The sequence below is a fragment of the Fictibacillus tiangongensis genome (assembly GCF_048083785.1).
GTDB lineage: Bacteria > Bacillota > Bacilli > Bacillales > Fictibacillaceae > Fictibacillus.
Map to the genome: position 1 here is coordinate 2,633,832 of NZ_CP182294.1, position 12,333 is coordinate 2,646,164.

Genomic DNA, 12,333 nt, shown 5'->3' on the forward strand with positions numbered 1-12,333 from the left:
TCTTAACAAAAATAGCTACATACTATTTATCAGCGGTTCAATAAATAGCAGTATACCGATTATAACAGCAAACATTGAAAAAACCAAAACTGCACCTGCAGCGGCATCTTTCGCCTTCTTCGCGAGTGGATGCTTCTTCTCAGTTATGAGATCGATCGCACTCTCAATCGCCGTGTTTACAAGTTCGAGTGATAGTGCGATTCCGATCACAATAAATAAAAGGACGAATCTTTCTTTAGAAAAATCAAGTGCAACCGCGAAAATAATCACGATTACACTTATAAGGGTATGGATCTTAAAATTTTGTTCTGATTTAAACGTTGAGATGATTCCTGTAAAAGCAAAACCAAAACTTGAGAACAACTTTTTCCAATCGATCATCTTTTCAGACCATATTGCTCCAAAATTTCTTCTTGTCTTCCAAACATTCTTTTTTCATCTTCATCATTCATATGGTCATAGCCTAATAAATGCAAGAAGCCGTGAACCGCAAGAAAGCCCATCTCTCTCTCTAATGAGTGCCCGTACTCTTCCGCTTGCTCTTTCGCAACATCTAGACAGATGATAATATCGCCTAAGAACCTTGTCTCTTCTCCTCCGATGATCTCTGTCTCATCTTCACCCATTTCTTCCATAGCAAAAGAAATAACATCTGTTACACTATCTTTTTGTCTGTATTCCTTGTTGATCTCCTGAATTCGTTCTTTTGATACGATCGTGATTGATACTTCCGCTTGGCCTGTTTTCTCCATCTCTGCTGCTTTCTCAAGAACATTGCTTATTAACTCTTGAAAATCAGTGCTGTTTTCATCGATCTCGTTTAAATATTCAACATGTAGCATCATTGTTTCTCCACCTTTTTTGTTTCTTCTGGATACTCAATTCTGGAATGAAAAATTCCTTTTAACGTTTCTGTAAGTGTTTTTGCAACTATGTCTAATTCTTTTAGCGTGATATCACATTCATCGAACTGACCATCTTCTAGCCTGTCGTTAATAATTTTGCGAATGATCCCGTCAATTTTAACTGGTGTTGGTTTCGAAAGCGATCGAACAGCTGCTTCTACAGCATCAGAAATCCCAATGATCGCAACTTCTTTCGTTTGAGCTTTCGGGCCAGGATATCTAAAGTCCGATTCTGCTACTTCCTTATCAGTAAGCTGAGCTGCTTTATGATAGAAAAATTTTAACAGAGTCGTTCCGTGATGCTGTTCAGCAATATCAATAATCTCTTTCGGAATCTTTTCTGCACGGAGCATGTCTGCTCCGTCATATGGGTGAGCTGTGATGATGGTCTTACTTAGCTGTGGTGCTATCTTATCATGCGGATTATCCATATTCATCTGATTTTCAATAAAAAAATGCGGTCTTTTCGTTTTTCCTACATCGTGGTAATAAGATCCTACCCTAGCTAGTAAACCATTAGCCCCTATAGACTCGCATGCTGCTTCTGAGAGGTTGGCGACCATGATGCTATGATGATACGTCCCTGGCGCTTCCATGAGCACTTTTCTTAAAATTGGGTGGTTAGGATTCGAAAGCTCGATTAACTTTGTCACAGATAAGATGTTAAACGACGATTCAATGACCGGCAGAAGCCCTAGTGTTAACACAGCTGAAATAAAACCTGAAATGGCTGCACAGCCAAGGTCTAATCCAATCTGCAGAGATGTGAATTTTCCGTTTTGCAGCAATAGTACACTCGCTACTGTTAGGATGGCTATAAAAGATACGAAAAATCCAGCTTGCAAGATTTTAGATCGCTGTTGAGTTTTTCCTAAAAACACGATTCCTGACATACCGTTAAACAAAACATACATACTCATGATAAAGTTAAAATTTCCGGCTGTTTGTTCATTAAAGATCAGTGCTGCACTAAAGGCAAAGATAATTGTCGATACAACTGCAAGCTCTTCATTGAACAACATCTTGATCATCATCGCACCCGCCGCAACTGGGACAGCATACATGAGACTCATAAGACCAAGTTCTGTACTAACACTCAACACTTTCATCACTACGAGTGTCAAAGTAAATAATAAAGCATAGATGGTTACATATTTTCGAAAATGCTCTTTCTCACGCTCTTCTTTCATAAAATAATATAAACCAGCCATAACGATCAGCACAAAAAGGAATAATCCGTAATACGGATATGTTTTCATTTCCTGATCTAATAGTCCGACTTTTTTGAGTCTATCAAAGATCTCAGGCGTAATAACTGCCCCGCTTTTCACGAGGACTTCCCCTTCCCTGATCACAACTTCTTCTACTTTGTCGCTCGCTTCTTTACGTTTTTGACGTGTTTTCTCTGTATCTAACGTTCTGTTGGCGATAATAAAGCTTCTTGTGATCTCCTCTGTTGCATTTCGAAGAGAATAGGGGAGATTATTATCACGTATCAGCTGAATAGCTTCACTTCTCGCTTCTTCCACTTCTTCAACCATTACGGGCTCAGATAAGACTTTATTTACTACATCAGGAGCTAAATTTTTCACATTATTTAATTCTGCTTTACTTGCTTCAGCAAGTGCGATGTATGTTTCATCAGAAATATCCGACTTATTGATCGAGTCTTTTAATTGAATAACTTTTTGTTCTAAAGTTAGGGTAGCCTCATCTTCCTTTTTCTTCTTTTCTTCAGATTCGGTAATCGTTATAACGATATCTAATAAATCTTTTAAGGCTTCTGCCTGTACTAAGGCGAGGTCTTTATTAAACGTATATTCATTCTTTATACTCTCTTCTGCGAGCTTCTTTCTGGCTTCTGTCTGATCTTCTAACGGGATCGTGATTGGTGATTGTATGTCCCGTGGTGAACGCTCATAAACATTCACATCCACTACATTAGGAGTTACGTTGCTGACTAATAAGGAAAACAAAATGATTCCCATTACGATAAACGATACTGTTGCTACACTCAAACGAAAGTAATTAGACAAAAGATGCCTGAAATTGGCCAAACGCTACCACTCCTTAAACTTGTACATCTTATTCTAATCTTAGCAAAAGTTGGTCAATTATGGTACTTCTCAAAAAGAATAGCTTAATTAATTGCTTATTTATTCAATTTGCCACTAAATCCCGCCATACATTCAAAATAGGGCAAAAGAACAACCTTTAAGACAAAAAAAGACTCCAAAATGCTTGGAGTCCTTAATCTTCGTATGTTTCATATGCTTCAATTATTCGCTGAACAAGTGGATGACGAACCACATCTAGCTGTTTTAAGTATATAAAATCGATGCCTTTAACGCTTTCAAGCCTTTTTTCAGTAACTTTTAATCCCGATTCTTTTCCACGAGGAAGATCTATTTGTGTAAGATCACCTGTGATGACCATCTTCGATCCAAAACCAAGACGCGTTATAAACATCTTCATCTGTTCTGGTGTAGTGTTTTGAGCCTCATCTAAAATGACAAAGCTTTCATCAAGCGTACGGCCTCTCATGTACGCCAGTGGTGCGATTTCAATCGTGCCACGCTCGATCAGCCTCTCGGTATGTTCCGCCCCAAGAAGGTCATGAAGAGCATCATAGAGGGGGCGCAGATAAGGATCTACTTTTTCTTTCAGATCACCTGGAAGAAATCCTAAACTTTCACCTGCTTCAACCGCAGGACGGGTCAGCACGATCTTTTTCATCTTACCTTCTTTTAATGCGTTGACTGCCATTACTACCGCAAGATAGGTTTTCCCTGTACCCGCAGGACCGATACCAAAAACAAGGTCGCGCTTTCTCATGGACTGAACATAATGACGCTGACCGAGTGTTTTTACACGAATAGGTTTTCCTTTTGCAGTAACCGCAATATCTTCTTCATAAAGTTCACTTAATTCATCAAGCATATTTTTTTCTGCAAGCTGAACAGCATAAACAATGTCTCTTTCTGAGATCTTGATACCCTTTCGTACCAATTTCAACAGAACAAACAAAGTTTCTTCAACCATTTCTGCTTTGTTCAATTCACCTGATACTAAAATGTCTTCTCCTCTGGTGACTATACTTACGTTAAGCTTGTCTTCAATCACCTTTAAGAAGGCATCGTTAGGCCCGAAGAGTGAAGCTGCTTCTGTCGTATTTTCGAGTTGTAATGAATTAAGTCTTTTCGTTTCTGACAAACTACTCATTCTCCTTGTTGGATAGGTATAGGTTGTGCAGATGCAATATTTTCAATTACTTGGTAGAGCATCGTTAGTTTAACTTTACCATTCGAGACGTTTTGTTGCCAAACTTTTTCACCATTAATTTTTGCATCATCAGGCAATTTTTTTGAAAGTTCTTTCTTTGCCATCTTTTTTCCTACTTCTATTGCCTCGGCTTTACTATAAGAACGTTTTACTCCATCCGTTTCTCTGATCTCTTTCTTTATATAAGAAAACGGCATTTTCCATTTAGCTAGATAAAGAGGTGATTCATTTAGTGTTTCCGTTTTATCTTTAAATTCTCCTTCTGAAAATCCATAGACAGGAACATTTAAACCAAAAAGTGAAACATAATGCCTATTTTTAGATTTACCGGTATATGTTTGAAAGGAAGTGTTTAATGGGACCTCAACCTCAGTTTGGTACCAAACTTCTCCCCAGATCTCACCTTTTGCACTTACTAGCTGGGGCTTTTTTTCTTTTCCGATAAGTCCTGAGACTAACAGCGATCCTTTTTTAACATAGTCGTTAACACCTACAATAGGTTGTCCTTTTTCGACGAATACAGAGTGAATAACAGCTTCTTTAGTAGCCACAAGATGTCTCGGTCCTGTAACCTGCTTTGCTTCTGGAATCTCTTTTTCAACAACTTCGAATCGGTATGAAGTACCATGCTGAGTTACACCGATCCATGTAACGTTATCCATCTTCTCTGTTAGATCACGCTGTATCTCTCTAACATTCGGCAGCAAGAAGATGAATTTCCCTTTAGTTACTCCAAGTTCTACAGCAGCTTTTCTTAACTCGTATTCTGTCTTAGGATTTGCCCCCGTAACATTAATATTCCAAATCATATTAGATAATAAAAATAAAAGACAAATAAACGAGAGCATCCCGAGGATAAAACCGTTTCTTTTCCACATTCTCTTGAGAAGAAACAGTGTCCCCTTCTTCTCTTTAATCCTGATCTTCAACTTATTTTCTTTTAATATACGTCTCGCTCTTTGTACATCTGAAACAGAAATAGAGACGAGTGCACGGTTGTCGTCAAGTGGCTGGATATCCCATATGCTAATACCAGATTGAATGCACGTATTGATAAACGAACTAGAATCTTGTCCAATAATTTCTACCCTTACATACCCTTTCAAATGGTTCCATTTGGATTTCATCTTGTCCCTCCCTGTTACCTGAAATAATCATTCGTTTTCAAAGCCGACTGAAGATATCGTACCTTCTAACAAGATTTCTTCAGGCAAGATCGTTTTAATAACAAACTCACTTCCTTTTATATGAAGCACACCTTGTTTTAGTTTGAGCGTGAGCTGTTCATTCGAGAAAGCCTTAACTCCTCTATGGTTCTCAATATAGATGTGCAGTTGTCCAATCATCGTGATCCGGGGTAAATCCATCACTACATCTGCTGGTAGCTCAAGGTTTTGCATCATCCATTTGTTTACTTGCTGCCGCAATTTGCCCATAAAAAAACCCCCTCTCTCCATTTTTATGAGAGAAGGGGGGAAACTATCACTCTTATTACAAGTTACCTCATGTTAAGAACGCTTTTGCAGCGCTTTAGGTTTAGAGAGGATCTCAGACCATATTACCGCTTTTTGTAATTCTTTTTGATCTACCTTAAAATCGTTCATAATTTGATCTTCTCTATCTTGATAGCGGTTAGAGACTTTTTCTGTTCGAGTCTTATTCCGTTCACGTGTATAGGAAGGTTGTTCGTATAATTTTTGGTCGACTTTTTCCTTTTGGATAACCATCGCTTCTTTAACTTCTTTAACTCGAGGTTCAGCAGGCAAACCAAAAGGTGAAACAGTTGGTCTTGGTCCTTCTGCTTTACGTCGATTAGGTTCAGAACGTTTCGTTTCTTTCATTTCTTTTTGGCGTTTAAAGACACTATATATGCCGCCCGCAATTAGAATAACAAAAGCGATATTAGCTAGCAGGAGTTCAATAATCGCTTCTATAATGTTCATACTTACAACTTCCGTCCTTTATCATCATTCTCTTTATCAGGGTTTGATGATTTACTGATCGATTCACGCATCGTAGTGTCAGCCATAATATTTTTCATGTTCATATAATCCATAAAACCCATGTTTCCAGAACGAAGAGCTTCTGCTAATGCCATTGGCACTTCTGCTTCCGCTTCTACAACTTTCGCTCTCATCTCTTGGACTCTTGCTTTCATCTCTTGTTCTTTTGCTACAGCCATCGCACGTCTTTCTTCTGCTTTTGCTTGAGCGATATTTTTGTCGGCCATCGCTTGATCTGTTTGAAGTTCCGCACCAATATTCTTTCCAATATCAATGTCTGCAATATCGATGGACAGAATCTCAAACGCCGTACCAGCATCTAGCCCTTTTGATAAAACCGTCTGTGAGATTAAATCTGGATTCTCAAGCACTTTCTTATGTGTTGCCGAAGAACCAATCGTACTAACGATCCCTTCCCCGACACGGGCGATTATCGTTTCTTCACCAGCTCCACCTACAAGACGATCTATATTTGCACGTACAGTAATTCTTGCTTTTGCTTTTACTTCAATCCCGTCTAATGCTACACCGGCGATAAAAGGTGTTTCGATCACTTTAGGGTTTACACTCATCTGAACAGCTTCGAGTACATCACGTCCCGCAAGATCAATCGCTGCTGCACGTTCAAAGCTTAGTTCAATATTTGCACGATGTGCTGCAATCAACGCATTTACTACTCTGTCAACATTCCCCCCAGCCAGATAGTGACTTTCAAGCTGGTTCGTACTTAGATCAAGTCCCGCTTTTACAGCTTTAATTAGCGGATTAATTACACGGTTCGGGATAACTCTTCTTAATCTCATCCCCACTAATGTAAAGATTCCCACTCTTACCCCTGCTGCTAATGCAGAAATCCATAACATGACGGGTACAAACGTAAATAACACAGCTAGAGCGATTACAATCAATCCAATGACTACAATGCTGGCGATCGATCCGAGTTCTAACATCTACACACTCTCCATTCTTTTCTATTCATTATTTTCTATTTCTCTCACTACAACACGTCCACCTGAGGCTTTAATAATCTTTACAGGTTTACCTTTTTCGATATACGATCCTTCTGTCACTACATCTATGAACTCATCATCAAGTCTTAAACTCCCAGAAGGTCGTAGTGTTGTAGCAGTGACGCCGATCCTGCCTGTTAGATCTTTCCGCTCATTATGAGATAGATAACCCTTTTCAGAGCTCGTTGAATCAAATAGGACGAGTTTCTTTAATGAACCGTTATAACCAAATGATCGTAAGAAGAAATACGATCCGATAATCGTAACAACAATGGCAATAGCAATAGCGATCAAAATTCCTGTTAAAGATCCACCTGCCATGATCAATCCTGTTAACACTGCCAACACCCCCAGTATACCAATTATACCACCAGGCAGAAACAACTCTAGAATCAGCAAGATCAGACCAACACCAAATAATATGATTGCTTCCCATCCGGCTAGACCGGCTATCATATGACCATAAAAAAACAGCAGTAATGATAAAGCTCCGATAGACCCTGCAATTCCAAAGCCAGGTGTATAAAGCTCTAATACAAGACCTAAGCTTCCTAATGATAAAAGAATAGGGACTACGACAGGGTTTGTTACAAATCGCGCGATCTTATCGGCGAAAGTAGGATTTGACTCTACAATTTTTGCCTCTTCCATGTTCAGATGTGCTAGCAGTTCTTGACGATCTTCTGCAATTTTTTCTGCGTAGCCCACTTTCAATGCCTCACTGGCTGTAAGTGTAAGTAATTCACCTTTTTCTAAACCGAGTTCAGAAATCTCAACGTCTGGGTCTACCATCGCCTCAGCGTATATAGGAGTTCTTCCATTCAACTCTGCTGCTGCTAGCATTTCTGCTTTCCATGCAGACTCAGCTTTTTGTCCAGCTGTATTTCCTTGACTGTCGATCACTGCGGCAGATCCTATCGTTGTTGATGGCTTCATAACAATCTGGTCTGCATTTAAAGCGATATACGCTCCTGCTGAGAAAGCGTTTTTCACCACATACGCTGTGATTGGAATTTCTGTTTCTCTCATGACTTTTGCGATATGTAGTGCAGCATCTACTCGGCCACCAGGAGTATAGATCTCTAGAACGATATGATCTGTTCCATCTTTCTCTGCCTTATGAATACTACGATCTAAGAATGCTTCAAGGCCCCTTTCAACTTCATGTTCTACAGGTATGAACGTAACTGTTTTACCTTTCCCTGCTGAAAAGACAAGTGAAGTTGAAAGTACACCATAAATTCCCCAAATCAGACAAAGCATATAGATGAACAATCGAATCCTTTTCACAAACTAACACCCCCTCCACTTTATTTTACGTTAATTTGTGGAAAAAAGTTTCAAAAAATAAGAAAACGCTCTGTATAAATACAGAGCGTTTGTCATTTCAATTATGATAATTGTTGCTGAACAATACGGTTAACGAGTCCGCCATCGGCTTTCCCTTTAACTTTAGGCATAAGAGCCCCCATAACTTTACCCATATCAGCTTTAGAAGCAGCACCTATCTCAGAAATCGTTTGAGCAACAATTTCTTGAAGTTCTTCTTCAGTCAGCTGTTTTGGTAAATATGGCGTAAGAACAGCGATTTCATCTTGAAGTCCAGCGACTAAATCATCGCGGCCAGCTTTTTCGAATTCTTGGAGGGAGTCTTTTCTTTGTTTCATTTCGCGTACAAGAACGGTAAGCTCTTCTTCCTCGTTTAATTCACGTCCCTGCTTGATGGCTTCATTTTGAAGTGATGCCTTAAGCATGCGAATTACAGAAAGTTTCTGCTTGTTCTTGTCCTTCATCGCTTGTTTCATATCTTGGTTTAAATCATTAAGAAGACTCATATTACTAACTTACACCCCGCTTAGAACTTACGCTTTCTTGCTGCCTCAGCCTTCTTCTTACGCTTTACGCTTGGCTTTTCATAATGCTTGCGCTTTTTAACTTCAGCCAATGTTCCATCTTTGGAAACGGATCTTTTAAAACGACGAAGAGCATCATCAATGGATTCATTCTTGCGAATACGTGTTTCTGCCATTTGTATTTCCCTCCCTCCAGACCACCCTTACATAAAGTAAAGATGCGTCACATATCTTTTGCCATTATAATATATCCTTGCAGTACGGTCAACTTAATTTAAACAAGTTGGTCTTAGGAGATAAGGTAAATGACTTAAAAGTAAAAATTAATAATCTGAAGTAGATGTTCCGCCTTCAACAATCGCGATTCCAGCGCTTGCTCCAATACGTGTAGCACCTGCTTCGATCATGGCTAAAGCAGTCTCACGGTCACGTACTGCACCAGATGCTTTGACACCGATGTTAGGACCAACTGTTTCACGCATTAATTTAATATCTTCTGCAGTTGCTCCACCCGTAGAGAATCCTGTTGAGGTTTTAACGAAATCGATACCTGCTTTAACAGCGATCTCACAAGCTTTAACTTTTTCTTCGTTAGTAAGAAGAGAAGTTTCAATGATCGCTTTTGTTAAAGCTTTGCCTTTAGCTGCTTCAACAACTGCACGAACATCTTGTTCTACTAGCTCGTAGTTTCCATCTTTTAGTGCACCGATGTTGATTACCATATCTACCTCAGTTGCACCGTTTTCAATTGCATTCTTCGTTTCGAACGCTTTTACTTCCGGAGTGTTTGCACCTAACGGGAAACCAATTACCGTACAAACTGCTACATCTGAATCCTTTAGTTGTTCGAATGCTGTATAAACCCAAGTTGGATTAACACATACAGAAAAGAAATTATATTTTTTAGCTTCCTCACAAAGAGTTAAGATTTCTTTCTTTGAAGTTTCAGCTTTTAATGCTGTGTGATCGATCATTCTTGCAACGTTTAAATTGCTCATTTCAACAAACCCTTTCTAAATAAAAAAATTAAACACCGTTTGTATCATAACAAATTTTTCGACATAAATCGAGCATCTTAAAAATATTTACGGTGAGGTGCAGGAAATCGCTAAGCCCTCAGTTATCATCAAAAAACATCCTGGTTAGAACTCCAGGATGTTAGCTTGAAACAGCTTGCTTTAGGATTTCTTCCATTTCTTGTTTTACAAATACACCTTTATTATAAGGATACCCAGCTTCAGTAATTTTCACTTTAACCAATTTACCTATCATCTCTTCGTTTCCTTCAAACAAAACTTTAAGATAGTTCGGTGTATACCCTACATATAGTTTGTTCGTAGGATCTTCTTTAAACGCCTCTTCAGGAATAACTTCCACAACTGTATCTTCATAGTCGGATGCGTATTCTTTAGCCAGTTGATCAGATAGAGCTATAAGCTTATGGACGCGTTCGTTTTTAATATCTTCTGGAACTTGATCTTCCATCTTAGCAGCTGGTGTACCAGTCCTTTTTGAGTAAGGGAACACATGAAGCTCCATAAATTTATGTTTCTCGATGAAACGATACGTCTCCATGAACTCTTCCTCAGTCTCACCTGGAAAACCAACAATTACATCAGATGTAATCGCAAGTCCTGGAAGTGCTTCTTTTAGTCGATCCAGTCTTTCACCGAACATTTCCATTGAATATTTTCGTCTCATTCGTTGAAGCACTGTATTAGACCCTGATTGTAGGGGTATATGCAGATGAGGAACTACTTTGTCTGATCTGCCCATAACTTCAATCACTTCATCTGAGATCTGACTAGCCTCAATGGATGAGATACGGATTCGTTTTAATCCAGAGATGTTCTTATCAAGATCATCCAACAACTTCGCAAAAGAGTAATCTTTCATATCTTCTCCGTACCCAGCAGTATGAATGCCTGTTAGAACGATCTCTTTGTAACCAGAGTCTACAAGCTGTTGAGCTTGAGAAAGTACATCTTCAGGTTTCCGAGAGCGGAGAAGACCTCTTGCCCAAGGAATGATACAGAACGTGCAAAAATTGTTGCACCCTTCTTGTATCTTAAGCGATGCTCGTGTTCGGTCGGTAAATGCTGGAACATCTAATTCCTCATATACGCGTGCTTTCATGATGTTCGACACACCATTAATAGGCATACGTTCTTCTTTATATTGTTGAATGTAAGTCAGCATTTTAGAACGGTCTTGTGTACCTACAACAACGTCTACCCCAGGAATCGCCATAATCTCTGCTGGCGATGTTTGAGCATAACAACCTGTTACACAAATAACAGCGTCCGGATTTTTACGGATAGCTCGTCGAATAACTTGTCTGCTCTTTTTATCTCCCGTATTCGTTACGGTACAAGTATTGATCACATAAACATCAGCTGTACTGTCAAAATCTGTACGTTCATATCCTTCAGCTTGGAAAAGCTGCCAGATTGCTTCAGTCTCATAATGATTCACTTTACAACCTAATGTATGAAATGCAACGGATGGCATATAGATCACCCCTTTAGTTCAAAATGATAAGAAATAGCTGATAACAAGTACAATGGTGCTGTTTCTGTCCTTAAGATTCTTGGACCCAGTCCACACAATAAAAATCCATGATCATTAAGAAAAGCTGCTTCTTTCTCACTGATGCCGCCTTCTGGACCGATCACACATAGAATTGAGTCTCCTATTTCAGCTGTGCTTAAAGCTGAAGTAAAATTAGAAATTTCGTTCTGTTTTGCTTCTTCTTCAAACGCAACGATTTTTATCTTATACTGTTCTGCCATTTTTAGCAAATCAGAAAAAGAACCAGGATTCAAAATGTCTGGAACCCGGTTTCTATGTGATTGCTCTGCTGCTTCTTTTGCAATTTTTTCAAGTCTTTCTTTTTTCTTAATCGATTTTTTGTCGTCCCATTTTACTACAGAACGGTCAGCCGCAAATGGAAAAAAGGAGGAGGCCCCGAGTTCAGTGCCTTTTTGAATGATATACTCTAACTTATCCCCTTTTGGCAACCCTTGAGCAATAGTAACAGAGACAGGAAGCTCAGCATCTGTTTCGATATCCTTTACGATCTTCGTCTCTACTTCATTACCGTCAACCTCTATGATCTCACACAAAGATGTACGACCTTTGTTATCACAGCAGATGAAATCGTCTCCTACTTGCATTCTCATCACCTTCAAGATGTGCTTGGCATCATCCCCTGTAATCGTAACAGCATCATCTTTCCAGTTTTCTGTTGAAACAAAGTACCTTTGCATGAAATGCACTT

Annotated in this window: 14 protein-coding genes; all 14 read right to left on the minus strand. The window is 39.2% G+C overall.

What is annotated here, in order from left to right:
- Positions 1-15 precede the first annotated feature (15 nt).
- The 14 genes from ACNJYY_RS14215 to ACNJYY_RS14280 all read right to left on the minus strand — a co-directional run bounded on the left by ACNJYY_RS14215 (position 16) and on the right by ACNJYY_RS14280 (position 12,322).
- Positions 16-381 (minus strand): diacylglycerol kinase family protein, encoded by a 366-nt coding sequence (locus tag ACNJYY_RS14215; protein WP_416729005.1) that lies wholly within the window; start codon positions 379-381, stop codon positions 16-18.
- Positions 378-845: an rRNA maturation RNase YbeY gene (ybeY, locus tag ACNJYY_RS14220; protein ID WP_416729006.1), complete on the minus strand. Its 468-nt coding sequence runs from the start codon at positions 843-845 to the stop codon at positions 378-380. The genes ACNJYY_RS14215 and ybeY overlap by 4 nt, the downstream gene beginning before the upstream one ends.
- On the minus strand, positions 842-2,962 hold the full coding sequence (locus ACNJYY_RS14225; RefSeq protein WP_144698991.1) for an HD family phosphohydrolase: 2,121 nt from the start codon (positions 2,960-2,962) through the stop codon (positions 842-844). The genes ybeY and ACNJYY_RS14225 overlap by 4 nt, the downstream gene beginning before the upstream one ends.
- Before the next feature lie 193 nt (positions 2,963-3,155).
- Positions 3,156-4,118, minus strand: coding sequence for a PhoH family protein (locus ACNJYY_RS14230; RefSeq protein ID WP_144698989.1), 963 nt, complete (start codon positions 4,116-4,118; stop codon positions 3,156-3,158).
- A gap of 5 nt (positions 4,119-4,123) precedes the next feature.
- On the minus strand, positions 4,124-5,314 hold the full coding sequence (gene yqfD / locus ACNJYY_RS14235; protein WP_416729007.1) for a sporulation protein YqfD: 1,191 nt from the start codon (positions 5,312-5,314) through the stop codon (positions 4,124-4,126).
- 27 nt (positions 5,315-5,341) lie between these two features.
- Positions 5,342-5,623 (minus strand): sporulation protein YqfC, encoded by a 282-nt coding sequence (gene yqfC / locus ACNJYY_RS14240; RefSeq protein WP_416729008.1) that lies wholly within the window; start codon positions 5,621-5,623, stop codon positions 5,342-5,344.
- Between the two features lie 72 nt (positions 5,624-5,695).
- Positions 5,696-6,130, minus strand: a complete 435-nt coding sequence (locus tag ACNJYY_RS14245) for a hypothetical protein (protein ID WP_416729009.1) — start codon at positions 6,128-6,130, stop codon at positions 5,696-5,698.
- A 2-nt stretch (positions 6,131-6,132) separates the two neighbouring features.
- Positions 6,133-7,140 carry a flotillin-like protein FloA gene (gene floA / locus ACNJYY_RS14250; protein ID WP_416729010.1) on the minus strand — a complete coding sequence of 336 codons (1,008 nt, stop codon included), beginning with the start codon at positions 7,138-7,140 and terminating at the stop codon, positions 6,133-6,135.
- Positions 7,141-7,161: 21 nt separating this feature from the next.
- The gene (locus ACNJYY_RS14255; protein WP_416729011.1) at positions 7,162-8,490 is read right to left on the minus strand and encodes an NfeD family protein; all 1,329 of its coding nucleotides are present in this window, start codon (positions 8,488-8,490) and stop codon (positions 7,162-7,164) included.
- A gap of 101 nt (positions 8,491-8,591) precedes the next feature.
- A complete protein-coding gene (locus tag ACNJYY_RS14260; RefSeq protein WP_137788838.1) occupies positions 8,592-9,035 on the minus strand; it encodes a GatB/YqeY domain-containing protein in 444 nt (147 codons plus the stop codon).
- 20 nt (positions 9,036-9,055) lie between these two features.
- Positions 9,056-9,229: a 30S ribosomal protein S21 gene (rpsU, locus tag ACNJYY_RS14265; protein WP_066237650.1), complete on the minus strand. Its 174-nt coding sequence runs from the start codon at positions 9,227-9,229 to the stop codon at positions 9,056-9,058.
- A gap of 147 nt (positions 9,230-9,376) precedes the next feature.
- On the minus strand, positions 9,377-10,051 hold the full coding sequence (gene deoC / locus ACNJYY_RS14270) for a deoxyribose-phosphate aldolase (protein WP_416729012.1): 675 nt from the start codon (positions 10,049-10,051) through the stop codon (positions 9,377-9,379).
- 160 nt (positions 10,052-10,211) lie between these two features.
- Entirely contained in the window at positions 10,212-11,564 is a 1,353-nt protein-coding gene (gene mtaB / locus ACNJYY_RS14275) for a tRNA (N(6)-L-threonylcarbamoyladenosine(37)-C(2))-methylthiotransferase MtaB (protein WP_144698981.1), read from the minus strand.
- Positions 11,565-11,569: 5 nt separating this feature from the next.
- Complete coding sequence (locus ACNJYY_RS14280; RefSeq protein ID WP_416729013.1) at positions 11,570-12,322, minus strand: 16S rRNA (uracil(1498)-N(3))-methyltransferase; 753 nt, start codon at positions 12,320-12,322, stop codon at positions 11,570-11,572.
- Positions 12,323-12,333 lie beyond the last annotated feature (11 nt).